The organism is Kribbella sp. CA-294648 (assembly GCF_050943845.1).
In the GTDB taxonomy this organism is placed as follows: Bacteria; Actinomycetota; Actinomycetes; order Propionibacteriales; family Kribbellaceae; genus Kribbella.
In genome coordinates this window covers 1,127,406-1,152,241 of record NZ_CP191981.1, presented here as the reverse complement: position 1 = coordinate 1,152,241, position 24,836 = coordinate 1,127,406, and the positions used below count along the sequence as shown (strand labels likewise).

The window sequence follows — 24,836 nt, the reverse complement described above, 5'->3', positions numbered from 1 at the left end:
ACTCGGGACAGGTCTCAGCTGGGGGAGAATTATCGGTGCGCGTATTGTTAGCAGCAGTCGACCGGGAATTCGTGGCCGCCACCGCCCGCACGCTGCGCAGGTTGTCGATGGCGGTCGACGTCTGCCATGACGGAGCCGCCGCGCTGGAGCGCATCGGCGTCCACGCCTACGACGTGGCCGTCCTCGACAGCGAACTGCCCGCAGTTCCGGCCGCCGAAGTACTCCGGAAGGTGGCCGCGACCGGAGAAGGACCGTGTCTCCTCCTGCTCACCCGGTCGCAGGCGGCCGAGGATCGGGTCGAGGGACTCGCCCTCGGCGCCGATGACGTGCTGTCCTGGCCGTTCGAGACGATGGAACTGGTGGCCAGGATTCAGGCCCTCGGCCGGCGGTCAGTACCCGCCCTTCCTCCCGTACGGCGTTGGCAAGGCGTGGTACTCGATCTGCCCAGGCACCAGGCCAGCCGGGAGGGGCGGTTCCTCCCGTTGTCGCCGAAGGAGTTCGCGGTGCTGGACGTCCTGATGCGGGCCGCCGGCGTCGTGGTCAGTGCCGAGGAACTGCTCGAGAAGGCGTGGGACGAGCACGCCGATCCGTTCACCAACGCGGTCCGCGTCACGATGATGACGCTGCGGCGCAAGCTCGGGCCACCCGCCTTGATCGAGACGGTCCCCGGCGTCGGATATCGACTCCGGCGGGTGGCCGAGACAGCGCCAGCCAGGTGCGGCTGACGCGAGGCCAGCCAACTGCGGCTGACGCGAGCCGGAGTTCGGGCTTCCCGCCCCGGAAACCCGACTCCGACTCGCGGCGTAGTGACGTCACCACTGCCGAAGATTCAACCCCACGGCGGCTAACAGCAGCATCAGGAAATCCCTTTACGCCGCCCTTATCCGCCCTGTGCTCACCCTTCGGGATAGAACAGGAACAACGTGCAGCCTTGGACCGATTGCGGCACATGTGACGATCCGGCCGGCGCATGGATGAATGACCCCGCCGGATAATCCCGGATTCCATCGTTGAAAACACCGGCGACCACAAAAACCTCCTCCGGGCCGGGCTGGTGGACATCGATCCCTTCCCAGTGCGACCCGGGATCCATCTCGAGCACGTGAGCCGTGGCGACCTCCCCCGACCACAGCGTCCGCAGCCGGATCCCGGGGAAGAGTTCGCGGACGGGTACGTCGTCGGCGGTCGCCCATTCGAAGTTCTGCATGCCTTTTGATGATCGGTTGTCCACAGGTTTGTCCCCAGTGTCTGGATAGTCCCGGTCAGGTACTTTCTTGCCATGACCATCCATCGGGTCGTGGCGCTGGTGACGGCGCCGCAGGCGAGCTTCGAGCTGGGGTGCGCCGCCGCGGTCTTCCGCGACGAGCCCTACCGCTTCGACGTGTGCACCGAGCACCCCGGCCCGATCAGGACCACCGAGGGCTTCGACATGGTGGTGGCCCGAGGCCTGCGCACGCTCAACCACGCGGACACGATCGTCGTACCGGGCTGGTTGCCGATCGGCGATGAGCCAACGCCCGCCGTACTGCGCGCGCTCAAGCGAGCGCATCGACGGGGCGCCCGGTTGGTCAGCATCTGTTCGGGCGCGGCTGCCCTGGCCGCCACCGGGCTACTCGACGGCCGCCGGGCAACCACTCATTGGCGGTACGCCGAAGAGCTCCAGCGCCGCTACCCCGCCGTCGATGTCGACCCGGACGTGCTCTACATCGACCACGGCGACATCGCGACCAGTGGCGGATCCGGCGCCGGGATCGACCTGTGTCTCCAACTGGTCCGTGCCGATCATGGCGCCGCGTACGCCGCCCGCAGAGCCCGGCTGATGGTGATGCCGCCCCATCGTGAAGGCGGTCAGATCCAGTACCGCGCCGAAGCCGACCCCGCGCCCACCACATCGCTGGGCGAGCTGCTCGACTGGGCGACTGACCACTTGGCCGAGCCGATCACGGTCGACGACCTGGCGAAGCGGATCAACGTCTCCCCGCGAACCCTCGCGCGCCGCTTCGCCGAGCAGCTCGGCGCGACTCCAGGCCAGTGGTTGCTGGCTCAACGCATCGCGCGAACCCGTGCCCTGCTGGAGGAAACCGACCTCCCGGTCGAGACCATTGCCGCTCGTGTCGGGCTTAGTTCTGCCACCAACCTTCGCCGCCGCTTCCGCAACACGGTACGGACGACGCCGAGTGCCTATCGTCGTGCGTTCAGGGCGCGGCGCGGGTGACAGCCGCGGTGGCGTTGGCTGTGACGATCGCGGCGATGGCCAGCCACTCGATCAGGCCGAGAGTCTGATCGAGAACGACCCATCCGACCAGTACTGCGAGCAGCGGGTTGACGCTCATGAACAGGCCGAAAAAGCCGGCCGGGACGCGGCGCAGGGCGACGAGATCGACCAGGAAGGGAACGGCTGACGAGAGCACACCCGCCACCACCGCGTAGCCGACGTACTCGAGCGACGGTCGGTGGTCGATGAGGATCCACAGCCCCACGGGCAGGTAGGCGATGGCCGAGACCGTTGAAGCGGCAGCGGCGCCTTGGGCGGAGGGTAGGCGACTGCCGAGTGTGCGGTTCAGGAGGATGTACGCCGCCCAGCACGCAGCCGCGACCAGTCCGAGCGCGATGCCGAGGTAGTCGGTGGAGGGCTGTGGGCGCATCAGGACGACGACGGCTGCGCCGGCCGCCAGGGCGCAGTACAGGTCGAGTTTGCGGCGGGAGGCGGAGAGGGCGATGGCCAATGGGCCGAGGAATTCCAGGGTGACCGCGAGGCCGAGGCCGATGCGGTCGATTGCGGTGTAGAGGGTTAGGTTCATGACCGCGTAGACCAGGGCCAGCGCGAGGACGGGCGACCATTCCCGCCGGGTGAAGGCGCGGAAGCGCGGCCGGGTGATGCTCACGAGCACGATGGCGGCCACCCATTGCCGTACGGCGACGACGCCTGCCGGGCCGAGTGCGGGAAACGCGAGGGCGCCGGTCGCCGCGCCGACTTGGTTGGAGAGCGCGCTGCCGAGCATCATCGAGACTCCGCCCAGCCGGCCGCCTTCACGCACGCTCTTGGGCTCCACTACCGCTGTCATACCGCCAGCGTGTGCCTGCCACAGCAATACTCAAAATGCATGAAGTGGAGATCTATACGATGAGCGTATGGATGTAGAGCTTCGTCATCTGAAGACACTGCTGGCGATCGTGGACGCCGGCAGTTTCACCGACGCCGCGATCGACCTCGGCGTCTCCCAAGCGGCCGTGTCGAGGACGCTGGCATCGCTCGAACAGGCGCTCAAGACGAGGCTCCTGCATCGGACCAGCCGGACTATCGCGCTCACCCCGACGGGAGCCCAGCTCGTACCGCGCGCCCGTCGCCTACTCGCCGAGATGGATGAGCTGATCGACGAGGCGACTTCCGGGCACGCCCGGCTTCGCGTCGGTCATGCCTGGTCGGCGCTCGGCCGGTACACCGCGACCTTCCAACGGCGCTGGGCGGAACAGCACCCAGACGTCGACCTGCTGCTGATCCGCACCAACACCCCGAGCGGCGGGCTCGCCGAGGGCGCCTGCGATCTCGCCATCGTCCGGACGCCGCCCGACGAAAAGCACTTCGCTGTCACCGAGGTCGGCCTCGAACGCCGCTTCATCGTGATGGCCGCCGACGACCCCTGGGCCCGCCGCCGCACGATCCGGCTCGACGAAGTCCGCACCCGGACGGTGATGTCCGATCGCCGGACCGGTACGACATCCGCCGACCTGTGGCCGACTGGCGACCAGCCCCGGTTCGAGGGCACCGCCGACGTCGACGACTGGCTGGCCAGGATCGCGGCCGGCACCGTCGTCGGCATCACCCCGGAAAGCACGGCCACGCAGTACCGGCGGGCAGGTGTCACCTTCCGCCCGCTGCGCGACGCCCCACCCGTCGCTGTCCGGGTCATCTGGCCACGCCAGGATCCACACCCCGCAACCCAGGACGCAGTCGCCCTGATCGCAGAGCTCTACCGAAGCTAGCCGAGCCGCCCGGGCCGAGGGTTCACCGAGCTGCTCGGTTGAGGGCTAGCCGACCTGTTCGACCGAGGTTGCGTGGCGGCGGGCCAGGTGGTGGTAGACCGTTGCGTTGTGGTCGACGAAGAGCTTGGCGGTGCCTTCCAGCGGGATGATCTTTTTGGCCGGGCTGCCAAGGGCTACGGACTCGCCAGGAATGACTGAGCCGGGCGTGACGGTAGCGCCGGCGGCGACCAGCGTGCGGGCGCCGATGACGGCGCCGTCGAGCACGATCGCGCCGTTGCCGATCAGTGCCTGTTCGCCGACCGTGCAGTCGTGGACCAGGCACTGGTGACCGACCGTCGCGTTCTTGCCGACCTCGCAGACCCCGTCGCCGACGTGGATGACCGAGTTGTCCTGGATGTTCGCGCCCTCCCGGATGATCACCTGACCCAGGTCGGCGCGGATCACCACGCCGTACCAGATCGACGCGTCCTTCTCGACGACCACGTTCCCGACCAGGGTGGCGGTCGGCGCGATCCAGGCTTCCGGGTGCACGGTCGGGCTGACGCCCTCAAAGGAAAACAGCGGCATGGTCAGCAGACTAGGCGACCGACTTGATCTTCTTCACCAGTACTGCGCCCAAGAGGGTGACCGCAGCCGCCAAGACGTAGAGAACCGGGTAGCCGCCAAGCACGCGAACCACCGGCGCGGCAATGGCCGGAGCGATCACCTGAGGCAGCGAGTTGGCGATGTTGATCACGCCGAGGTCCTTGGCCCGGTCCCGCGCGCTCGGCAGGACCTCGGTGAGCAGGGCGAAGTCGACCGACAGATAGACGCCGAACCCAATACCCAGCACGATCGCGCCCGCGATCGCGCCGCTCCAGGTCGGCCAGACCGCGAGCACCAGCGCACCGAGCGCCATCACCACACCCGCCCAGGTGACAAAGACCTTCCGCCGGCCAATGCGATCCGACCAGCCACCCGACCAAACCGCGGTCAGCACAACGAAGACGCTGTAGATCGCGACCAGGATCAGCACGCCGGTCCCGGGGTCGCCGTAACCAACCGCGTCCTGCAAGTAGAAGAACAGGTAGAGAGTGCCCAAAGCATTGCCCAGGTTGAGCAGGAAGCGGGTCAGCCAAGCCCAGCCGAAATCGGGATAGCGCCGCGGGCTCACCCAAAACCCACGAACGAAGTCCATCAAGCGGACCACCGGACGTGAAGGCAACCGCCGATCGCCACTGGCCCGCAGATAGGGCAACACCGAGACAAGCAGGAAGACAGCACAGGCGATGTACCCCGCGCGAATCCCACCGAACGCCGTGGCCAACCCGACCCCGGCCAGCCCACCCAGCGTCTGAGCGAGCGCGACCCACCCGCCGACCGACCCACGCTGAACCGTCGGCACCTGGTCCGGAACCGCCGCGGTGATTGCCGCCAGCAACGCGTTGCAGAACAGTTGCACCAGGCACCAACCAAGCAGCATTCCGGCCGTCGATCCCGACACCGCGAGGATCAGCAAGCCGGCCACCCCGCCGATCGCCCCGGCCAGCACCCACGGCGCCCGCCGCCCGAGCCGAGAGGTCGTGAGGTCGGAGACAGCTCCGAAGAACGGGTTCGCGACCACCGAAATGGCAGCGCCGACGCCGGTCACCAGGCCGAACACGAACTCCTTGTTCGCCGGGTCGATCGCATCGGCCTGCTGGGCCAGCAGCACCTGGATCGGTCCGATCCAGGCAGCGAAGACCCCGACGTTCGCGAGCACCACACCAAAAGTCCACCGGCGGCTCACCCGGTCGATCGGCTCGGCCAGCGCCTGGTCCGGCAGCCGCGGAGTGGTCATTCCCGGCTCTTGGCGATCACGTCGCGGTACCAGTGGTACGACGCCTTGGGGGTCCTGGTCAGCGTCTCGTAGTCGACGTGGATCAGGCCGAAGCGCTGGGTGTAGCCGGCGGCCCATTCGAAGTTGTCGAGCAGCGACCACTGGAAGTACCCGCGCACGTCGACCCCGTCGTCGATCGCGCCCTTCAGCGAGCGCAGGTAGCCGTCCAGGTAGTCGATCCGGCGCTGGTCCTCGACCACGCCGTCCACCGGCTCGTCGTTGATCGCACAGCCGTTCTCGGTGATGTAGATCGGCGGCAGCTTGTCGCCGTACCGGGTCTTGAAGGTGCGCAGGACCTCGCCGAAGGCCTCCGGCACGATCGGCCAGCCGAAGTCGGTCTTCGGGTAGTCGTCCATCGCGCGCGGCTCGAACGGCAGGCCCTCGGGGATCGGGAGTCCGTCGGTCGCGGCCGTGTCCGGGTTGCCGGTCGGTGCGCCGACTCGGGCGGGCGCGTAGTGGTTGAGGCCGAACCAGTCGATCGGGGTCGAGATGATCTTCAGGTCCTCGGCGACCGGCCCGGGCATCCCGTCGCCGATACCGGCCGGATACTCACCGAGCACGATCGGGTCGGCGAACATCCAGTTGATCAGGTTGTCGTACAGCCCGGCCGCCTCGACGTCCTCGGCGCTGTCGCTGGCCGGCCAGGTCGGCGAGTGGTTCGATGCGAGCCCGATGTTCGACGCGCCACCGGCCCGCAGAGCCTGTACTGCGCGGCCGTGCGCCAGCAGCAGGTGATGCGCCACCGGCAACGCCTCGAAGCCGAGCGACTTGCCCGGAGCGTGCCCACCCATCCCGTAGCCGAGCAGCGTGAGCACCATCGGCTCGTTGATCGTCATCCACAGCGGCACCCGCTCGGCGAACCGCTCGGCGAGGATCGTCGCGTAGTCGGCGAACCGCTCGGTGATGTCCCGGTTCAGCCAGCCGCCGTCGTCCTCCAGCTCCTGCGGGGTGTCCCAGTGGTACAGGGTCGGCGCGGGTTTGATGCCAGCGGCAAGCAACTCGTCGATCAGCCGGTCGTAGAAGTCCAGCCCGGCACCGTTGGCCAGCCCCTTCCCACCCGGCTGCACGCGCGGCCAGGAGAACGAGAACCGGTAGACGTCGACCCCGAGCTCCCGCAGCAGCGCGACATCCTCGACGTACCGGTGGTAGTGGTCGCAGGCGACCGCACCGGTGTCGCCGTTCACGATCCGGCCGGGCTCGGCACAGAACGTGTCCCAGGTCGAGGGTCCGCGACCGTCCTCGGTCACGGCCCCTTCGATCTGGTACGCCGACGTCGAGACGCCCCAGAGAAAGTCGGGGCCGAAGGCAAACGGATTACTTGGCACTGGCATCAGCCTCTTTGTCGGGGGCACTGGGGGCACTGTCCTGCGGCCGGGGCTTTTCCGCCGGCCGGACGATGACGGCTGTTCCGTACGCCGCCACCTCGCTCATCGTCTGGGCGATCTCGGTGCAGTCGAACCGCATCGCGAGGATCGCGTTCGCACCCATCTGCTGGGCCATCTGGCACATCCGCATCACCGCGACGTGCCGCGACTCGGCCAGCATCTGGGTGTACTCCGGCACCTCACCGCCACCCAGCGACCGGAAGCTGGCGGTGAAGTTCGACCCGAAGTCGCGACTCCGCACGGTCAGCCCGAACACCTCGCCGAACACCTTCTCCGCGGTGTACCCGGGCAGGTCGTTCATCGTCGAGACCAGCACCGGGTACGGCGAACCCTGCGGCGCGACATGCGGCACGTTCTGCTGCCGGGCCGGCTGATACGCGCCAGGCGCCTGCCCGTAGCCAGGCTGTCCGTACCCCTGCGGCGGACCCTGCTGGTACCCGGGCTGCGGAGCATACCCCGGCGGCGGTCCCTGCTGGTATCCCTGCGGCGGCGGACCCTGCGGCGGGTAGGGCTGGTTCGGGTTCGGGGGAAAGTTCTGGTTCATGCGGTCATCTTTCCAGGCAGCTGGTCATCATTGCCTGTAGACCTGCAACTCATAGAGCGAGTACCCGTACGACGTCGCCCGCCGCGTGCCGGTCATCCGCACATACCGCGCCTGGACCGGCGCGAACCGGGCCACGTCCTCTCCCCCGTTACCCGTGCTCGTCGCGAACACCTGCTGCCAGTTCACGTCGTCCCGCGACACCTCGATCCGGTACGCCGACCCGTACGCCGCCTCCCACTGGAGCACCACCCGGCCGACCGTTTGTTCGGCGCCGAGGTCCACCTTCAGCCATTGCGGATCGGACCACCCGCTCGCCCACCGCGTCGTCGGATTGCCGTCAACGGCCTTCGAAGGCGGCGAATCGAACCAGCCCCGCTCGTAGCTGCTCGCGGTCGCCGTCTTGCCCGCCGCCAGGTTGCTGACGTCGTCCCCACGCCGCGCCGGGAACTCGATCACCTGCTGGTATGTCGGCCGGTTGACCCACGCGATCCGGTCCTGGGTGATGCCGCCCATCGGCTGGTGGACGATCTGGTCCGCGCAGTACTGGTCGCCCGCAGCGCAGTCACCGGTCGCGGGGTACATCGTCGTCGCGGGCACCTTTGTTGCTGCCAGCAACGAGTCGGCCAGCACCGATCGGCAGGCGGTCAGTGAGCCGGCACCGCAGTACGTGACCGGTTGAGCCGTCTGCACCGGATCGCCGAGTACCTTGCGCAGATCCCGCTGGACGAATCCCCACCAGCCGCTCTGGAAGGCAGAGCCCTGCGCGCTCGGACGCTCGTCGATCTTCTGGGCACTCACCAGCGCGTTGTAGAGCTCCGGCCCGAGCCCCTGGAACTGGGCCGGTACGAGCAACGGCCACCAGGCATCGAGGATCCGGATCGCCGCGGCGTGGTCATAGGTCTTCGAGGCCTCGTTCGGCGACTTGCGATGGCTGCCCGCCGCCTGCCAGGCCTGCAGCTTCGCGACCGCGTCGGCCACGGCCGGGTCGGTGATCGGCGCGCTCTTCAGGACCCGCAACAGATACGGGAGCACCTGGTCGGCGCGCAGGTCGACCGTCGCGGCCGACTCCATCGCCTCGACCAGCTTGCCGCGGGTGAACTTCTGCCCGGACCCGATCACCGCCTTGATCCGGTCGTCCAGCGGCTGGCTGCGGTAGACCGAGTTGTAGCCGAAGTTGCCGTCGGCCGCCGAGAAGCCCGGCGCCTGCTTGTTGTTCCAGCTGGTCAGATAGTCCTGGTTGACCACCTGCGGATGCTGCGCGGGTGGCGTGTACGTCGCCCGGTTGGTGGTCGGGTTCCAGCCTTGCCACTCGTACGTGCTCCAGGTCGGCAGGTTCGGATCGGCGCCTGCAGCACGGACCGGGTTGTCGCCGGAGTTGTAGTACGCGATCGAGTTCTTGTCGGTGTAGAACCAGTTGAAGGTGTAGCCGATGTTCTCCGCGGCCTTCTGGAAGTCGCCCGCCGAGTGGATCGCGTCGGGATCGTTGAACAGCATGAACCCGAGCGCCGAGCCCGCCTCGTTCCCGTACGTCGAACGGTTCTTGGTGAACAGCACCGGCTTGCCGGCCACTGTCCCGCGATGCGTGACGATCCCGTACTTCGTGCGCTGGGCAACCAACGTGTACGACCCGGCGGGCTCCGACGAGCCGAGGCTCGAGTACCACGCGTTGTGCCGCTCCAGCTTCTCGATCGGAACACACTGACCGCGGAACACGTAGTGCGTCGAGTTCTTGGTCGGCGTACCGCCACCGGGCTCGCACAGCGGTACGGCGTACGTGTCGGTGATGTCCTGACCGGCCGAGGTGGCGCTCCAGGAGTAGTCGGCGCCGCGGCCGATCAGCGTGTAGAAGTTGAGCCCGGCGAACGCGACACCGCGCGAGCTGACGCCCGGTCCCTGGAGTTCCTGGCGGAGCAGGAGCTGCGGTGCGAAGTACCCGGTCTGCGGGCCGTAGACGGCGATCGGGTTGCCGCTTTCGGTGTGCTGACCGGAGACGAGCAGCGCGTTCGACATGCCCTTCGGTCCGAAGCCTTCAGGGAAGAGCCCGGCGTCGAAGATGCCGCGCAGGGATTCCTTGCCTTGAGCCTTTCCGGGCGGCTTGATGCCGTCGCTGCTTTGCGGCTTCAGCGTCTTGGTGGTCTTGCTGGTGGCCGGGCCGCTCTGGTTGATCACCTGTGGTTCGGGCGTCACCGAGCCGCGGTCCGGCATCGCCCGGCCGGCCGGATTCGCGCCGACAACCCCATAGGGGAAGGACGTTCCGTTGTGCACGGTGGTGTTCGCCTCAGGGTCGTTCTGGGAACGGAACGATTCCCAGACCTTGGTGCCCTGGGCAACACCGTACTTCGCTTGCGCCTCCAGCAACGCGAGCGCGGAGGCCATCTCGCCGCCACCGCCGGTCCCGAAGATGCCCGCCACCACGGCCGCGGTGGCGACCACGTCGGTCACCTTCCAGGGCTGCGGGGTCGGCAGGCCGAGAGCGACGTACTCGCCGGGGTAGGCAATGCCGACGGTGTTGATGTAGTGGTTGACGCCGTCGACCCAGGCTTTGATGTCCTTCTGCATCTTCAGCCCGTTGGCGCCATAACGCTCGTCGGCGTCGTCGTACTGCTGCTGCAACTCGGCTTCGGTGTACGGCGCCGTCCGCCAGAACTCCTGCTCGAACGCGCGGTTCCCGGGTGCGCCGCCGGCGAAGGGGGTCAGCTGGCCGCGACCGAGATGGCGGAAGACGTCCATCACGAACAGGCGGTCCTGCGCACCGGCGTACCCGGCGCCGAACATCGTGCCTTCACGGGTGGTGCCGGTGATGTGCGGGATGCCGCGGGACTTGTCGCGCACGATCGTGACGTCCGCACGCGGCTTGAAGGTGCTCGCCACGTCGGTCGGCTGAACCCCGAAGGACGCGTCGTCGAAGTACGGGTCGAGGCCCTCGTCGGTGATGCCCTGGGAGTTCCAGACCAGCCGCTCATAGGGCTTGAGGGTGTCGCTGAAATGTGGCGGTCTGGTCCCGAAACCCTTGAACAGAAGGAGATCCGCGAAGGTCGCGTTGCCGTTCTGCCCCGGCGGGACGATGTCGGAACACTGCCCGACGCAGTAGTCGGCCGGCGCGGCGACGGCGGCTGCGGCAACGGCTGCGGCTGGTTCGGCCTGGCTGGTACCGGACAGACCGGCGGCCAGTACTGCGCTGACGGCGAGCGCGGCGGTCGTCGTACGGACAACACGGGTGAGAGCGGGGCGGCGCGTCACGGGTCCTCCCTAGGAGCATCTTCTGGTGGATGACGCCAGGGAACGTCAGAAACTGACGATGACTCACTAGTAGCATCAGGTCAAGAGTCTTGGACGCTTGACCTGGAAGCCGTAGTGTGAGACCGGTCGAGAGGAGTTCGATGCCCCGGGTTCCCGCACAGGAGCGGCGCGCCGACCTTGTCCAGGCCGCGATCCAGGTCGCCACCCGGGAAGGTCTGGCCGCGACGACCACCCGCCGGATCGCCCAGGAGCTCGGTATCTCGGTCGGAATCGTGCACTACTGCTTCCGGTCGAAGGAGGAGCTGCTGCACGAGGTGATCCGGGTGATCTCGGACGCTCAGGTGGTAGCGGCGCGCTCAGCGATCACGCCTGGCGGCGATCTGGCCGGGAGCGTGCGCAACGCGTTCCTCGGCTTCTGGAAGCTGGTCGAGGCGACGCCTGAGGAACAGCTGCTGACCTACGAGCTGACCAGCTGGGCCTTGCGCAACGCGGACACTGAGCCACTGGCGCGCGAGCAGCGGGCCACCCAGCTGGCCGGGATCGAGGCGATTCTGGCGGCCATCTCGGCGGCGACCGAGGTGGAGTGGAAGGTGCCGGCGGAGCAGCTCGCGCGGATGACGCTGGCGATCACCGACGGGGTGACGCTGGGTTGGCTTGTCGACCGCGACACGGCGTCCGCAGTACAGACGCTGGAGACGTTCGCCGATCAGTTGCTGGCGCTGGCGATCAGTTGAGCGACGCGGGCTTGGCGGCGAACGTGTTGCAGGCCCCCGGGTCGGCCGCGTCGAAGCCGGCCCTCGACCAGCGGCTGTGGCTGGTCTTGTTGCCGTGGGTGCGCTTCGGGTTCCACTCGTCACCGCGGTTGCGGACCGTCCACTTCCACTTCAGCAGCCAGGATCCGCGGGCCGGGAAGAACTGCTTGTCGGCGCCGAGGTAGACGCCGCTCAGGCAGGAGGCCTGCAGTTCTCGCCGGCGGCTCTCGAGCAGTTGCATAGTCGTGCTGCTGCTGACCTGTTCGCGGAAGTGCGATGCCTGCAGGATGCCGGTCATCGCCTGGACGTGATGCCCGTACTCGTGCGCGATCAGGAACGCCATCGTCGTCCGGGTCCAGAGCGGGTCGTAGGTGGAGTGGTTCTTCATGTCGTAGTCGGCGCTCATGTAGATGGTGCCGTCGCAGTACACGGCGGTGCTGGTGAGGTCGCAGAACGAGTTGGCCGACTTACCGGCGTACACGACCAGTTTGGGCGCCCGGAACTTGAAGCCGGCCTCCCGCATCACCGGCTCCCAGGACTTGTTCAGGCACGCCAGGAACTCGGTGTAGTACTGCCTCACCTTGGCCAGCGAGGTCGCTCTGGCGGCTGGCTCCTTGCACCGCGACGCGGGGATGCGCCCGACCTTGTAGAGCCGGCTCTGCAGCACCGTGCGGTTCTGGATCGCCATCGGTTCCGCCGTTGGGGTCGGCCCGGACGGCGACGGCGACTCCGGTACTCCGGAGGGCGCGCTCGGGGCGAGCGTCGGCGTAGGGGTGCTCACCGCTGTGGTCGGGGAGGCCGTGCCGGTCGAGCGGCGGTCGGACTCGGCCAGCCGGGCGGCGATCACGCCGGAGCCCGCGGCCACCGCCAGCGCCGCACAGATCAGCACCGCACGACCCCAGCGCCCAGTCCCCACCGGCAGACCATATCCCGGCGCTGACAACGTCTGCCACCGGCCGCAACTTCAGTGTCCCGTCAGCGGGATAGCTTGAACGATGGAGGTGTCCAGGTGCGTGCATCGCAAGGCGGAGGAGCGTCCTCGATGCGAAGCATCGTGGATGATCCTCCAACGCCGCGAGGTGCGTGCCTGGGCGCCTCCATCGTCAAGCTATCCCGCTGACGGGACACTAAGGTGACGAAGGCATGGCAGATCGATGCTCGGAGCCACTATGGTGAATCGCACCATGGGCATTCATGAGCGGCATCGGCTGACCGAGGTCATCAACGCCAAGGGGACATTCACGCCGCTCGGGGTCTCGCGCAGCTCGGCCGGAGTGGCCGCCGCCGTCGCCGGGGCGCTGCCCGAGTTCTTCGTGATGGACGAGCTCGCCGACCGGGCCAGCGACGCGCTCGCGCACGCGACCGGAGCGCAGGCCGGTGCGATCACGCACTGCACCGCGGCCTCGATCACGCTCGCCGTGGCAGCCGTGATGACCGGCGTCGATCCCAACCGGATCGCGGCGCTGCCGGACACCAGCGACCTGCACAACCGCGTCGTCCTGCCCGCTTCGCAGGTGGTCGACTACGGCCAGTCGAACGTGCAGGCGATCCGGCTCTCCGGTGCGTCCGTGACGCTGGCCGGCAGCGAAAAGCGTTGCAGCATTGACGAACTGAACGAAGCGCTGGCCGGCCCGGACGTCGCTTGCCTGCTGCTGGTGGCGTCGCGACTCGTGCCGGGCGAGGCGATGGACCTGACCGCCGCAGTACGGGCTGCTCATCGGCGCGGCGTACCGGCGATCATCGACGGCGCCGGACAGTTCCCCCGGGCAGCGGATCTGCTCGCGACGGGGGCGGACGCCGTACTGGTCAGCGCGCAGAAGTATCTGGCCGCGCCGACCGCCGGGCTGGTGCTCGGAACGCATCGGGTGGTGGCGGCGGTCCGTGCCCAGGGCAAGGGAATCGGGCGCGCGATGAAGCCGACGAAGGAAGCGATCGTCGGCATACTCGCGGCGCTGGAGGAATGGCACGCGATGGACCGGGCCAAGTGGGAGGCCGACCAGGCGGCGAAGGTGCTCGCGTTCGTCAGCGCGGCCAATGAGTTGCCCGGGCTGACGGCCGAAGTACTGCCTGATCCGACCGGCCTGCCGCTGTCGCGCGCACTGCTCACGGTTTCCGGCGGAATCGATGCCACAACGCTGGCGGCCGAGTTGCAGGCCGGTACGCCGCCGATCTACGTCGAGACGGCGCACGCCCTGAACGGCCAGCTCATCTTCGAACTGGTCCCACTCGATGCGGACGAACTCGAGATCATCCTGACCCGGCTGGCCATGGAGCTGCAGGCAACGGAAAAGGCCGAGTAGGCAAGCAAAACCCCGGCGACCGTTGCTCGGTCACCGGGGTTCTGGTTCACGCTAGATCAGCGCTGGTAGGTCTTGTTGCCACCTTCGTAGCGGTTGCCGCTGCCCTCGGGGCGACGCTGACCGCCACCGGAACGCTCCGGACGACGGCTGCCGCCACCGGCGCGGTTGCCCTGGTAACCACCGCTGCCACCACCGAAGCGCTTGCCGCCGCGGTTGAAGCCACCGCCGCCACGCGTCGGCTTCGGCGCGGGCAGCTTGACCGGGTAGCCCGACGGCTTGGTGCCGCCGGTCAGCTCGGTCACGAGGCCGTCACCCGGACGGGCGCGGACCGGCTCGGTGGCGACACCGGCCGACTCGGCCATCCGGATCATGCCCCGGCGCTGGTGCGGCAGGAGCAGCGTGACGACCGCGCCCTTGCCACCGGCGCGCGCGGTACGGCCGGCGCGGTGCAGGTAGTCCTTGTGCTCGGCCGGCGGGTCAGCCTGGACGACCAGGCCGACATCGTCGACGTGGATACCGCGAGCCGCGACATCCGTGGCGACGAGCACCGGGACCGAACCGTCCTTGAACTGGTCCAGCGTCCGGTTCCGGGCGCCCTGGGTCAGGCCGCCGTGCAGCGCCGCGGCCATCACGCCACGGTCGCGCAGCTGGGTGGCGACGCGGTCGGCGCCCAGCTTGGTCCGGACGAACACGATGGTGCGGCCGTCGCGGCTGGCCAGCTCGGCCGTCAGCGACTGCTTGTGACCCGGCTCGATGACGAGCAGGTGGTGCTCCATCGTCGAGACGGTGGCCTGGCCGGACTCGGTCGAGTGCGTGACCGGGTCCTTCAGGTAGGTCTTCACGATCTTGTCGACGTCGTTGTCCAGCGTCGCCGAGAAGAGCAGCCGCTGACCTTCCGGCGGTGTCATGTCGAGCAGCGTGGTGACGGCGGGCATGAAGCCCATGTCGCACATGTGGTCGGCCTCGTCGAGCACGGCCACCTCGACCGCGCCCAGGTCGGCAGCGCCCTGCTCACACAGGTCGATCAGCCGGCCGGGGGTGGCGATCAGCAGGTCGACACCACGGCGCAGCGCGTCGATCTGCTTCGGGTAGGGCAGCCCGCCGGCGATCAGCTTGATCGAGACACCCATCACGTGGGCGAGCGGCTCGAGCGCGTCGTGCACCTGCATGGCGAGCTCACGGGTCGGCACCAGCACCATGCCGCGCGGACGGCGCGACTCGGTGTGGCCGCCGGCCAGCCGCATCAGCGTCGGCAGACCGAAGCCGAGCGTCTTGCCCGAACCGGTCTGACCGCGACCGAGCACGTCCTTGCCGGCCAGCGCGTCCGGGATGGTGGCTTCCTGGATCGGGAACGGCGCGGTGATGCCGTCCTTGGCCATCCGCTGCACCAGCCGCGGCGCGAGCCCGAGGGCGGCGAAACCGTTGCCCTCGGCAACCTCACCGAGATCCTCGATCGGCTCGAACTTCCGCTCGGGAAGGTCGAACGCACGGTCGCCACGGTCGTAGTTGCGGGCCGGACGGTCGCGGTCGAAACCACGGCTGTCGCGGTCGCCACGGTCGAAGCTGCGGGCCGGACGCTCGTCGCGGTCGAAGCTGCGGGCCGGACGCTCGTCCCGGTTGAAGGTGCGGGCGGGACGGTCGTCCCGAGCGGGGCGGTCGTCGCGGTTGAAGGTGCGGGCCGGGCGGTCGTCCCGAGCGGGACGGTCGTCACGGGCCGGACGGTCGAAACCGCGGCTGTCCCGGTCGTTGCTCCGGAAGGCCGGCTTGTCCGAGGAGCCCTGGTAGCTGCTCTTCGGGTACGACGACGTCGGCTGGCTGCTCCGCGGGTACGAGGAACGGCTCTCGCTGCCACGGCTGTCAGTGCCACGACTGGGGGTCCGCTCCGCGCGGTAACCCTTCACCGGGGCGTCACGGCGCTCGCCACGGCTGCCGCGGTCGGAGTACTGCGAGGGGCCGCCGCGCCGCTCGGGAGCGGGGGCAACCTTCTCGACCCTGGCCGAGCTGCGCTCGGTACCGGGGGTGCTGGGTGCATCGAGTTCGGCGGCCATCCGCTCGCCGTACGACTGGCTCTGGAACTTCTTGTGCCGGGGCTTCTTCTGGCCTGCGGCCTCGGTGCCATCGGCGGGTACGAACTGGTCCTGGTGGTGCTGGGACACGCAATCTCTCTCTCAACGTCACGGACTGATGCCGGATCGGAGCCGCACGGGAGCGCCGGCCACAACTATCTGGCCGGACTGGTCCGTGCTGGGCAGGAGATTAGGCATCGACCTGCGGGTGCTATCGCGTTGCACCCATCGTCGCCGGTGGTCCATCAGCGGGATGCTGAAACCGACGGGTCGGAGCGCCTGGGGAATGCTCTGGTGACGCGATCGCGCACCGACGCCGAAAAGTATACCCCGAATCAGCCCCGCCTCTGACCACACCCGGTGACCGGCGCCCCTGAGGGTGAACTCCGACGCCGATCGAGCGAGCTCCGGCCTTGGCGCCGGACCTCGCAGTACGGGGACTGAACGCCTTCGACTGCCACCGGGCGACTGACCGAAATGCTCAAGTTCGCTTCAGCTCTTGTGCGGGCGTCCTAGGGTGAGGGTATGGCGGAGGAGACCATTCCCAGCAAGGACCACTGGCTGTCGATCGGGGAGATCGCGCATCGCTCCGGTGTCGCCTCGTCGGCCTTGCGGTTCTACGAGGATCAAGGGCTGATCACCTCACGGCGGACCGCCGGGAACCAGCGGCAGTACCTGCGCAGTACGTTGCGCCGGATCGCCTTCATCCAGGCGGCCCAGCGAGTCGGCCTCGCGCTGGCCGAGATCAAGGCAGCGCTGGACTCACTGCCCGACGACCGTACGCCGACCCGCTCCGACTGGAGCCGGTTGTCGAAGTCATGGCGCGGCCGCCTGGACGAGCGGATCGCCGAGCTCGAGCGACTGCGCGACGACCTGGACGGCTGCATCGGGTGCGGCTGCCTGAGCCTGCAACGCTGCAACCTCTACAACAAGGCCGACCGGCTGGCCGAACGTGGACCGGGTGCCCGCATCCTGAACGTCGGCATACCCAGCGAGTTATGACGGTCATAGGGCCGGCGTCGGTGAACGAGGGTTAACCCCCGAGTTCTTCCCGATCTGGTGCGGTTTTCGGTGCCGCTTGGCAACATCCCGGTCTGTAGCGATCAGTAATCCACCGGTCGCTTTCCGCCACAGACCACGGAGTGAGGCCCTCCCCATGTCGCATCGCCGTCTCCTGACTTCCCTGACCGGCCTGGCAGTAGCCGCCGCCTTGGCCGTTCCGGCTTTTGCCGCCGCCCCGGCCAGCGCTTCCGCCCCCAGCACGGCCGCCGCACCCACCACCATCGCGGCGTACACCGGATCACCCCAGGACGAGGCCGCCACCAAGGCGTTCTACGAAGCGGTGATGAAGTCCGCCCGCGCGAAACAAGCCCAGCAGGCCAAGGCGGGCAAGAAGGCTGCCGCGGTCACCGTCACCTACGCCGTCGACGCCCCGACCTTCGCCTCCCAGATCGCTTCCAGTACGTCGATCTGGAACTCGTCCGTCAGCAACGTGAAACTCGTTGAGGGCAGCAACTACGACTTCTACTACACCGAGGGCAACGACTCGCGTGGCTCGTACGCATCCACAGACGGCCGCGGCAACGGCTACATCTTCCTCGACTACGCCCAGAACCAGCAGTACAACTCAACCCGAGTAACAGCCCACGAAACCGGCCACGTCCTAGGCCTCCCCGACCACTACTCCGGCCCCTGCTCAGAACTAATGTCCGGCGGCGGCCCAGGCACCTCCTGCACCAACGCCACCCCCGACGCAACCGAACGCAACCGCGTCAACACCCTCTGGGCCAACTGACGCCCACCACTGAACTAACCCAGCACTAACCCCACACCGCTAGCCCACCCAGCCGGCTGCGCCCGCCCCCGCAGCCGGCTGCAATCGTCCGAGCTGGCGGCGCTTGACCTTCAGGTTGCTCGAACGCCGACCCTGGCCAGATGTCAACCAACACCGCCGCCGCTTCCGATTCGACCATGGAAGCCATCACGCGAGCGGTCGCCGAGGGCCGGTCCGGCGACGTCGCATCAGCCCGCGACAAACTCCTGGCTCTGTGGTCGACCATCGGCGTCACCGGCGACCCACTCCACCGCTGCACCCTGGCCCACTACCTCGCCGACCTCTACGAGGACCCCGCGCAAGCTCTGGCCTGGGACATCCGTGCCTTGGACGCAGCCGACGCCATCACCGAACAGCGCACCCAGTCCCACCACCCCGACCTCCACATCGCCGGCTTCTACCCCTCGCTCCACCTCAACCTCGCCGACAACTACCGCCGCCTCAGCTCCTTCGAAGCCGCCGCCACCCACCTGGCCGCCGCCCAAGCCCAAGCGCACCACCTCCCCCAAAATCCCTACGGCAACCTCCTCCGCACCGCCATCCACGAGGTGGCCACCGCCATCACCCACCAAGACCCCACCCCACGCCCCACCGCTCCAGCCCCCACAACCTGACCTCCACCCACCCCATCAACCAGTCGACAAGAAGCCCGCCTCCCACACCAACAAGAACCATGCGTGCGGTAGTGCCACCAACACGACGCGATCCCACGTGAGGCAACCCCACCCCTCCAACTCGCCCCCGCCCGGATGGCACCGCGCTACCCCAAACCGATGCCCTTCCACCGCTCCCCGAGCCGACCAGGACAGATGACGATCCGCGCCAACGGATCGCAAGCAATAGTCAACGGACGGCGGCGGACGGCGAGCAGCCGCAGCGGCCGGCCGAGGCAGCCAGCGACCCGCACCGTCTGCCGGCGGCACATCCTCGACGATGTCCAGGCTGGGCTGGGCAGGACGGCGGATCGTAAGCGGTGAGCGGCGGGCCTGGTTGGGTTTTGGCTGGCCGTGGAACGGCGGGGCAAGAGCGCGGGCGGACCACGGGCCGGGCTGAGGCTGGCTGATCGCGGGTCGGCCGGAGTGAGGACACGGGCCGACCGCGGGCCGGGCTGAGGCTGGCTGATCGCGGGTCGGCCGGAGTGAGGACACGGGCGGACCGCGGGCCCGGTCGAGGCTGGCTGATCGCGGGTCGGCCGGAGTGAGGACACGGGCCGACCGCGGGCCCGGTCGAGGCTGGCTGATCGCGGGTCGGCCGGAGTGAGGACACGGGCCGACCGCGGGCCCGGTCGAGGCTGGCTGATCGCGGGTGGCCCGGGTAAGAGTGCGGGCGCGGGCGGGCTGAGGCCCGGTTGAGGCTGGCTGGTCACGGATCGGCCGAGTGAGGGCGTGGGCGGGCGGCGGGTGCCCTGTTGGGATGCTGGTTGCGGATCGGCGGGGCAAGGACCCGGCAGGCCACAGACCCGATTGAAGCTGGCTGGGGCGGAGCGGGCTGGCTTTGGCGTGGGTTAGCGGCGCCTGGCCGTGGCCGGATAGGCGCTGTGGAGGTGTGGGCTGTGGATCTTTGGCGTCGCGGGTGCGGAGGCGCCGGCGGACGCGGGGTGTTATGGGCCGGCGGAGGGCGTGCCGTTGTCGCCCCAGGGGTCTAGGAGTGCGGTGGCTTCTGGGGTGAGCCAGGACAGGTCTCCGGTACCGGCTTGCACCTTGGGGTGCGAGTCTGGTTGCGGGCTGGGTTGTCCGGTGAGGCTGGTGGCCGGGAGCCGGTGGGGGTGCTCGTGGTTCGGGGTGACGTTGGGGTGCTCATGGGGCGTGGTGATGCTGGGGTGTTCGTGGTGGGGGTTGACGCTGACCTGTCGGCCGGAGGTCGGGGTGTAGTAGCGGGACAGGTCGGTCAAGGCGGCCAGGTCCGCGGCGCTGGTGGTGCCGGGGCTGGTCCAGGTGGGCCGGGTGACGTGGACGACGCCGCCGGTGATGGTGATGGCCCACTGGCCGGGAGTGGACGGCGCGGTGGTGGCCGGCGCACAGCAGCACCAGATTGGCGATCGAGGTCGGGCCGCCGTCGATCCAGTGGATCAGGTGGTGGGCGTGGCACTGCCACGGCGGCGCCTTGCAGACCACGCAGCCCTTGTCCCGCCTCATCAGCGCCCGCCGGATCGGCCGGGTCACGAAACGCTGCTCGGTGCCGACATCCAGCGGCTGGGAGTCCGAGCCGAGCACGATCGGCAAGATCGCGGCGTCACAGGCCAGCCGCCGGATCGCGGAGGCGGACAGGTTGTCGCCGTACACCAACTCCCCCACCGCTTGGGCGGTGGCGGCGCGGAGGTCGTCGAAATCGATGGTGATGGTGATGTGCGGAACACCCGGCCCACCCGACGTACCAGGGTCGCTGTCGCTGCGGGGTGTGTTGGCCGCGGCCAGGTCCAGAATCAAGCTCAACGCGTCGGCCTGGCGCTTGTCGTGCGGACGCGGGTCCAGCTCACCGTCGACGGTGCGGTGAGGCTTCGACAGGCGGTTGATCTGGGTGCGGAACTCCTCCGCGTTCTCGCCAGCCAGGTAGCCGGTGAACTTCACGCCGCCGTCAGCCCGGTGCAGCGTGAGCGACTCACGGGCGGCGGCGTCGTGTTCGGCGGGTTCAGGGCCGTCGGTGTCCAACCGGGCCAGCACCTCGCGGCCGAAACCCAGCAGCCCGTCCGGAGTGAGCAGCTGAGCGGCTTCGATCATCTGCTCCTCAGCCACCCGCAACAACTCGTCCGGGACCGACGCCGGCGCCTTCCCCAAGGTGGTGACGATCGCTTCGGCCTGGCCCGGGTTCAACACCAGGCCCAGTGCCGGCGCGTCGGCGGTGGTGGGCGTCGGGTCGGCGGGTGCTGCCGGGTCCGACAGCGCGGCCTTGACAGCGGTGTAGCTGCGGAGCGCCTCGGCGGTCGCGAGGTCTCGCTTGATCTCGCGGCGGTTGCGATGGTGACGCAGCGACAAGAACTCGATCGTGTCGCGGGCACCATGCTCGCCTGCCAGGCCGCGCTGGTCGAAGTCCGCGACCAACTGCAGGCGGTACGTGGTCAGCGTGGAGAGGGCAGCCTCGACCGCGTCGAGAGTGGACAGCAAAGCGCTGTCACCGAGCCTCGACGGTGGGAGTAGCTGCGTGGTCTCCATACAGCAAACTCTAGACACCGCCACCGACAGTTTCTGAACTCAGACTGCCTTGTTTATAAGGGAAACCGCGTTTGGCAGGAACTGGCCAAGTTGTACACAGGAGGCCTCCACCTGTGGGTAACCGGCTAATGTTGCTTAGGACAAGTATTTGCCGATGCCCCGATGCCACGCCAGCGCGCGGCACGTCCTCAGCCAGCGCGGGAGTCGCGCACTGTTTAGTTGTTCTGCTGTTGCTTTGCTTGTGGCTGTCTGTTGTTGCTCTTGCTGGAGTTGTTGGGCTAGCGGTTCGGGCCGGTGGTATTGCGGACTACTAGTTCTGGGCGGAAGAGGAATTCTGTGTGGGGGGTGGTGTGGCCGCGGACTTCCTCGAGGAGGGACTGGACGGCGGCCAGGGCCATGGCGTTGACCGGCTGGCGGATGGTGGTCATGGGGGGATCGGTGAATTCCATCATGGGGGCGTCGTCGTAGCCGACTACTGAGAGGTCGGTGGGGACGGAGAGGCCGCGTTGGCGGGCGGCTCTGATGACGCCTAGGGCCATCATGTCGGAGCCGCAGACGACCGCGCTGACGCCTACGTCCAGGAGGCGCTGGGCTGCGGCGTGGCCACCTTCTACGCCGAACATGCTCAGTTCGACCAGTTCGTCCAGGTCGGAGTCCGTCAGGCCTAGTTGCGCCTTCATCGTGGTGCGGTAGCCGGCCAGCTTCCGTTTGACGACGGTGAAGCGTTCTGGGCCGGAGGCGAAGCCGATGCGTTGGTGGCCTAGAGCAACCAGGTGGGAGACGGCCAGTTCCATGGCGGCGTACTCGTCGGAGGAGACGAAGGGGGCCTCGACGCCGGGGAGGTAGCCGTTGACGAAGACGACTGGGAGGTGGCGTTCTACCAGGGACTGGTAGCGGCCGTGGTCGGCGCCGGTGTCGGCGTGCAGGCCGGAGACGAAGATGATGCCGGAGACGCCGCGTTCGAGCAGCATCTCGACGTACTCCTCCTCGGTGGCGCCCGACGGTGACTGGGTGCACAGGACCGGGGTGAAGCCGCGTTGCGACAGGGCCGACTCGATCACCTGGGCGAAGGCGGGGAAGATCGGGTTGATCAGCTCCGGCATCACCAAGCCGATCAGCCCGGCCGAGCGGCGCCGGAGCCGGGTCGGGCGCTCGAAGCCGAGCACGTCGAGGGCGGTCAGTACCGCCTGTCTGGTGTCCTCCGCGACCCCCGGCTTGCCGTTCAGGACCCGGGAAACGGTCGCCTCGCTGACGCCGGCCTTGACCGCGATGTCGGCCAGCCTCGCTCTACTGCTCACGGCGGCACCCTACCCACCGATCACTGAACTTGCAGCAAGACTTTGCAAGAACTTGCAGCCGCGCCCAGCGACCAGTCTGCGCAGAAGTGTCCAAGGAGTGAACAGTACGGACATCTCACACGCCGTACACCTTGTCAGGAGCTGCCGCTCAGGTCAGGATGGGCGCACCCCCGCCCGGGGGCCTTTACTCGGATCGTCCGGCACGTTCCTGCCGGTGAAGGAAGGTACACAGTCATGGCTACTGTCTCGTTCAAGGCGGCATCCCGGGTCTACCCCGGTTCTGAGAAGCCCGCCGTCGACAAGCTCAACCTCGAGATCGAGGACGGCGAGTTCATGGTCCTCGTCGGCCCGTCCGGTTGCGGCAAGTCCACCTCGCTGCGGATGCTCGCCGGCCTCGAAGAGGTCAACGAGGGCTCCATCTACATCGGCGACCGCGACGTCACCCACCGCCCGCCGAAAGAGCGGGACATCGCGATGGTGTTCCAGAACTACGCTCTGTACCCGCACATGTCGGTGGCGGACAACATGGGCTTCGCGCTGAAGATGCAGGGTGTCTCCAAGGAGGACCGCGCCAAGCGAGTCCAGGAGGCCGCCAAGCTGCTCGGCCTGGAGGAGTACCTCGACCGCAAGCCGAAGGCGCTGTCCGGTGGTCAGCGTCAGCGGGTCGCCATGGGTCGCGCCATCGTGCGTAACCCGCAGGTCTTCCTGATGGACGAGCCGCTGTCGAACCTCGACGCCAAGCTCCGCGTCCAGACCCGTACCCAGATCGCCGAGCTGCAGCAGCGTCTCGGCGTCACCACCGTCTACGTCACCCACGACCAGGTCGAGGCCATGACGATGGGTGACCGCGTCGCGGTGCTCAAGGACGGTCTGCTCCAGCAGGTCGACACCCCGCTGAACCTGTACGACAACCCGAAGAACCTGTTCGTGGCCGGCTTCATCGGCTCGCCCGCGATGAACCTGCTGACCGGCGACCTGGTCGACGGCGGCGTCAAGCTCGGCGACTACACCGTCCCGGTGTCGCGCGACATCCTGGCCAAGGCCGGTAACGACAAGACCGTCTCGATCGGCGTCCGTCCGGAGGCCTTCAAGGTCTCCGACAACGGCCTGCCGGTGCACGTCGCCGTGATCGAGGAGCTCGGCGCGGACGCGTTCCTCTACGGCACCGCCGAGCACGACGGCAACCACCAGCAGATCGTGGCCAAGATCGGCGCCCGGATGAACGTCGAGAAGGGCTCGCTGATCCACCTGGAGGCCCAGCCGGACAAGCTGCACCTGTTCTCGTCCTCCACCGAGGAGCGCCTCATCGCCTGATTCCCAGGTCCCGTACTACGGACGCCGGCCCCGGAGCGACTCGTTCGCCCCGGGGCCGGCGTTTGCGTCGAGGGCCGGCGTCAGGACCGGCGTACGGACCAGCGTCAAGCGGGGCGGCTCAGTCCCGCGGTGTCAGGTTGGTGTCCTTGACCAGGTAGTGCGGCCGCTGCTTGGTCTCGTAGTAGATCCGGCCGATGTACTCGCCGATCAGCCCGAGCATCATCATCTGCAGCCCGCCGAGCCCGGTGATCGCCGCGATCAGCGTGACGTACCCGGGCATCTCCACGCCCTGCGTCGCCGCCACCACGATCACCCAGATCGCGTACACCACCGCGACCAGGGTCAGCATCATGCCGATGTAGATCGCCACCCGCAGCGGTTTGTTGTTGAACGACAGCAGCCCGTCCAGCCCGTACTCGAACAGCTTGCGGAACGACCACCGGCTGCCGCCGTTCTCCCGCTGCACGTTCTCGTACTCGAAGATGACCGAGTCGAACCCGATCCAGGCGAACAGTCCCTTGGAGAAGCGGTTGTTCTCCCCCAGCTCGAGCAGCCCGTCGACCGCGCGGCGCGACAGCAGCCGGAAGTCGCCGACCCCGTCGACGAGTTCGACATCGGCCCAGTGATTGATCAGCCGGTAGTACGCCCGGGCGAGCAGCGTCCTGGTGGCCGGGTCGCCGGATCTGGTCCGCCGGGCGATCACCTGGTCGAAGCCACGGCCGTGCAGCTCCACCAGCCGCGGGATCAGCTCCGGTGGATGCTGGAGATCGGCGTCCATCACGATCACCGCGTCGCCGCTGGAGTGCCGCAGACCGGCCAGCATGGCCGATTCCTTGCCGAAGTTCCGGCTGAAGGACAGATAGCGCACGGTCGGGTCGACGGTGGCGATCTTGACCAGCTCGTCGAAGGTGCCGTCGGTGCTGCCGTCATCGACGTAGATGATCTCGTACGACGCGCCAGTACCGGCCAGCTCCCGTCCGACAGTCTCGTGGAACCGGGAAATCCCGTCCGCCTCGTTGAAACAGGGAACCACCAGCGTCAACCGCATTGCACTCCAGGGGAGATCGACCACCTGGCCAGGAGTGTAGCCTGGCGCCGGACCGCTGACCCGC

At 68.2% G+C, this 24,836-nt stretch carries 21 protein-coding genes; 9 read left to right on the top strand and 12 right to left on the bottom strand.

Going from position 1 to position 24,836, the window contains the following annotated elements; genetic code table 11:
* Positions 1-35 precede the first annotated feature (35 nt).
* Entirely contained in the window at positions 36-725 is a 690-nt protein-coding gene (locus tag ACQPYM_RS05595) for a response regulator transcription factor (protein WP_433015832.1), read from the top strand.
* 170 nt (positions 726-895) lie between these two features.
* Here the strand turns inward: ACQPYM_RS05595 and ACQPYM_RS05590 are convergent, their stop codons facing one another.
* Entirely contained in the window at positions 896-1,207 is a 312-nt protein-coding gene (locus ACQPYM_RS05590) for a cupin domain-containing protein (RefSeq protein WP_433015829.1), read from the bottom strand.
* Positions 1,208-1,279: 72 nt separating this feature from the next.
* On the opposite strand from ACQPYM_RS05590, the gene ACQPYM_RS05585 reads away from it, so the two are divergent.
* Entirely contained in the window at positions 1,280-2,215 is a 936-nt protein-coding gene (locus tag ACQPYM_RS05585) for a helix-turn-helix domain-containing protein (protein ID WP_433015826.1), read from the top strand.
* Here ACQPYM_RS05585 and ACQPYM_RS05580 read toward each other — a convergent pair.
* Positions 2,196-3,065, bottom strand: coding sequence for an EamA family transporter (locus ACQPYM_RS05580; RefSeq protein ID WP_433015823.1), 870 nt, complete (start codon positions 3,063-3,065; stop codon positions 2,196-2,198). The genes ACQPYM_RS05585 and ACQPYM_RS05580 overlap by 20 nt on opposite strands.
* A gap of 67 nt (positions 3,066-3,132) precedes the next feature.
* Here ACQPYM_RS05580 and ACQPYM_RS05575 point away from each other — a divergent pair, with 67 nt between their 5' ends.
* Entirely contained in the window at positions 3,133-3,984 is an 852-nt protein-coding gene (locus ACQPYM_RS05575) for a LysR family transcriptional regulator (RefSeq protein WP_433015820.1), read from the top strand.
* A 45-nt stretch (positions 3,985-4,029) separates the two neighbouring features.
* Here the strand turns inward: ACQPYM_RS05575 and ACQPYM_RS05570 are convergent, their stop codons facing one another.
* The 5 genes from ACQPYM_RS05570 to ACQPYM_RS05550 are packed head-to-tail and all read right to left on the bottom strand — an operon-like array spanning position 4,030 to position 11,011.
* The gene (locus tag ACQPYM_RS05570; RefSeq protein WP_433015817.1) at positions 4,030-4,551 is read right to left on the bottom strand and encodes a gamma carbonic anhydrase family protein; all 522 of its coding nucleotides are present in this window, start codon (positions 4,549-4,551) and stop codon (positions 4,030-4,032) included.
* 10 nt (positions 4,552-4,561) lie between these two features.
* Positions 4,562-5,803: an MFS transporter gene (locus ACQPYM_RS05565; protein WP_433015814.1), complete on the bottom strand. Its 1,242-nt coding sequence runs from the start codon at positions 5,801-5,803 to the stop codon at positions 4,562-4,564.
* Positions 5,800-7,173: a GH1 family beta-glucosidase gene (locus tag ACQPYM_RS05560; RefSeq protein ID WP_433015811.1), complete on the bottom strand. Its 1,374-nt coding sequence runs from the start codon at positions 7,171-7,173 to the stop codon at positions 5,800-5,802. Before ACQPYM_RS05560 ends, ACQPYM_RS05565 begins: the two co-directional genes overlap by 4 nt.
* Positions 7,157-7,771: a YbjQ family protein gene (locus tag ACQPYM_RS05555; protein ID WP_433015808.1), complete on the bottom strand. Its 615-nt coding sequence runs from the start codon at positions 7,769-7,771 to the stop codon at positions 7,157-7,159. The genes ACQPYM_RS05560 and ACQPYM_RS05555 overlap by 17 nt, the downstream gene beginning before the upstream one ends.
* 27 nt (positions 7,772-7,798) lie before the next feature.
* Positions 7,799-11,011: a penicillin acylase family protein gene (locus tag ACQPYM_RS05550; protein ID WP_433015805.1), complete on the bottom strand. Its 3,213-nt coding sequence runs from the start codon at positions 11,009-11,011 to the stop codon at positions 7,799-7,801.
* A 140-nt stretch (positions 11,012-11,151) separates the two neighbouring features.
* Between ACQPYM_RS05550 and ACQPYM_RS05545 the strand changes: the two genes are divergently transcribed.
* Entirely contained in the window at positions 11,152-11,745 is a 594-nt protein-coding gene (locus ACQPYM_RS05545; RefSeq protein WP_433015803.1) for a TetR/AcrR family transcriptional regulator, read from the top strand.
* Here the strand turns inward: ACQPYM_RS05545 and ACQPYM_RS05540 are convergent.
* Positions 11,738-12,679: a neutral zinc metallopeptidase gene (locus ACQPYM_RS05540; RefSeq protein ID WP_433015801.1), complete on the bottom strand. Its 942-nt coding sequence runs from the start codon at positions 12,677-12,679 to the stop codon at positions 11,738-11,740. The two genes, ACQPYM_RS05545 and ACQPYM_RS05540, sit on opposite strands and share 8 nt — an antisense overlap.
* 253 nt (positions 12,680-12,932) lie before the next feature.
* On the opposite strand from ACQPYM_RS05540, the gene ACQPYM_RS05535 reads away from it, so the two are divergent.
* On the top strand, positions 12,933-14,063 hold the full coding sequence (locus tag ACQPYM_RS05535; protein WP_433015799.1) for an aminotransferase class V-fold PLP-dependent enzyme: 1,131 nt from the start codon (positions 12,933-12,935) through the stop codon (positions 14,061-14,063).
* Between the two features lie 56 nt (positions 14,064-14,119).
* On the opposite strand, the gene ACQPYM_RS05530 is transcribed toward ACQPYM_RS05535, so the two are convergent.
* The gene (locus tag ACQPYM_RS05530) at positions 14,120-16,219 is read right to left on the bottom strand and encodes a DEAD/DEAH box helicase (RefSeq protein ID WP_433015797.1); all 2,100 of its coding nucleotides are present in this window, start codon (positions 16,217-16,219) and stop codon (positions 14,120-14,122) included.
* 435 nt (positions 16,220-16,654) lie between these two features.
* Here ACQPYM_RS05530 and soxR point away from each other — a divergent pair, with 435 nt between their 5' ends.
* From soxR to ACQPYM_RS05515, 3 genes are all read left to right on the top strand, one after another.
* On the top strand, positions 16,655-17,131 hold the full coding sequence (gene soxR / locus ACQPYM_RS05525) for a redox-sensitive transcriptional activator SoxR (RefSeq protein WP_360285388.1): 477 nt from the start codon (positions 16,655-16,657) through the stop codon (positions 17,129-17,131).
* 154 nt (positions 17,132-17,285) lie between these two features.
* A complete protein-coding gene (snpA, locus tag ACQPYM_RS05520) occupies positions 17,286-17,924 on the top strand; it encodes a snapalysin (RefSeq protein WP_433015794.1) in 639 nt (212 codons plus the stop codon).
* Between the two features lie 140 nt (positions 17,925-18,064).
* A complete protein-coding gene (locus tag ACQPYM_RS05515) occupies positions 18,065-18,577 on the top strand; it encodes a hypothetical protein (protein WP_433015792.1) in 513 nt (170 codons plus the stop codon).
* Positions 18,578-19,759: 1,182 nt separating this feature from the next.
* Here the strand turns inward: ACQPYM_RS05515 and ACQPYM_RS05510 are convergent.
* Positions 19,760-21,112 carry a DUF222 domain-containing protein gene (locus ACQPYM_RS05510; protein WP_433015790.1) on the bottom strand — a complete coding sequence of 451 codons (1,353 nt, stop codon included), beginning with the start codon at positions 21,110-21,112 and terminating at the stop codon, positions 19,760-19,762.
* Positions 21,113-21,390: 278 nt separating this feature from the next.
* Positions 21,391-22,410 (bottom strand): LacI family DNA-binding transcriptional regulator, encoded by a 1,020-nt coding sequence (locus ACQPYM_RS05505; RefSeq protein WP_433015788.1) that lies wholly within the window; start codon positions 22,408-22,410, stop codon positions 21,391-21,393.
* A 234-nt stretch (positions 22,411-22,644) separates the two neighbouring features.
* Between ACQPYM_RS05505 and ACQPYM_RS05500 the strand changes: the two genes are divergently transcribed.
* Positions 22,645-23,724, top strand: a complete 1,080-nt coding sequence (locus tag ACQPYM_RS05500; RefSeq protein WP_433015786.1) for an ABC transporter ATP-binding protein — start codon at positions 22,645-22,647, stop codon at positions 23,722-23,724.
* A gap of 118 nt (positions 23,725-23,842) precedes the next feature.
* On the opposite strand, the gene ACQPYM_RS05495 is transcribed toward ACQPYM_RS05500, so the two are convergent.
* The gene (locus ACQPYM_RS05495; protein WP_433015785.1) at positions 23,843-24,796 is read right to left on the bottom strand and encodes a glycosyltransferase family 2 protein; all 954 of its coding nucleotides are present in this window, start codon (positions 24,794-24,796) and stop codon (positions 23,843-23,845) included.
* Positions 24,797-24,836 lie beyond the last annotated feature (40 nt).

Coding starts and splice junctions, on each gene's coding strand:
- ACQPYM_RS05590 (WP_433015829.1), bottom strand. CDS start 1,207: ATGCAGAACTTCGAATGGGCGACCGCCGACGACGTACCCGTCCGCGAA.
- ACQPYM_RS05585 (WP_433015826.1), top strand. CDS start 1,280: ATGACCATCCATCGGGTCGTGGCGCTGGTGACGGCGCCGCAGGCGAGC.
- ACQPYM_RS05580 (WP_433015823.1), bottom strand. CDS start 3,065: ATGACAGCGGTAGTGGAGCCCAAGAGCGTGCGTGAAGGCGGCCGGCTG.
- ACQPYM_RS05575 (WP_433015820.1), top strand. CDS start 3,133: ATGGATGTAGAGCTTCGTCATCTGAAGACACTGCTGGCGATCGTGGAC.
- ACQPYM_RS05570 (WP_433015817.1), bottom strand. CDS start 4,551: ATGCCGCTGTTTTCCTTTGAGGGCGTCAGCCCGACCGTGCACCCGGAA.
- ACQPYM_RS05565 (WP_433015814.1), bottom strand. CDS start 5,803: ATGACCACTCCGCGGCTGCCGGACCAGGCGCTGGCCGAGCCGATCGAC.
- ACQPYM_RS05560 (WP_433015811.1), bottom strand. CDS start 7,173: ATGCCAGTGCCAAGTAATCCGTTTGCCTTCGGCCCCGACTTTCTCTGG.
- ACQPYM_RS05555 (WP_433015808.1), bottom strand. CDS start 7,771: ATGAACCAGAACTTTCCCCCGAACCCGAACCAGCCCTACCCGCCGCAG.
- ACQPYM_RS05545 (WP_433015803.1), top strand. CDS start 11,152: ATGCCCCGGGTTCCCGCACAGGAGCGGCGCGCCGACCTTGTCCAGGCC.
- ACQPYM_RS05535 (WP_433015799.1), top strand. CDS start 12,933: ATGGTGAATCGCACCATGGGCATTCATGAGCGGCATCGGCTGACCGAG.
- soxR (WP_360285388.1), top strand. CDS start 16,655: ATGGCGGAGGAGACCATTCCCAGCAAGGACCACTGGCTGTCGATCGGG.
- snpA (WP_433015794.1), top strand. CDS start 17,286: ATGTCGCATCGCCGTCTCCTGACTTCCCTGACCGGCCTGGCAGTAGCC.
- ACQPYM_RS05515 (WP_433015792.1), top strand. CDS start 18,065: ATGTCAACCAACACCGCCGCCGCTTCCGATTCGACCATGGAAGCCATC.
- ACQPYM_RS05510 (WP_433015790.1), bottom strand. CDS start 21,112: ATGGAGACCACGCAGCTACTCCCACCGTCGAGGCTCGGTGACAGCGCT.
- ACQPYM_RS05500 (WP_433015786.1), top strand. CDS start 22,645: ATGGCTACTGTCTCGTTCAAGGCGGCATCCCGGGTCTACCCCGGTTCT.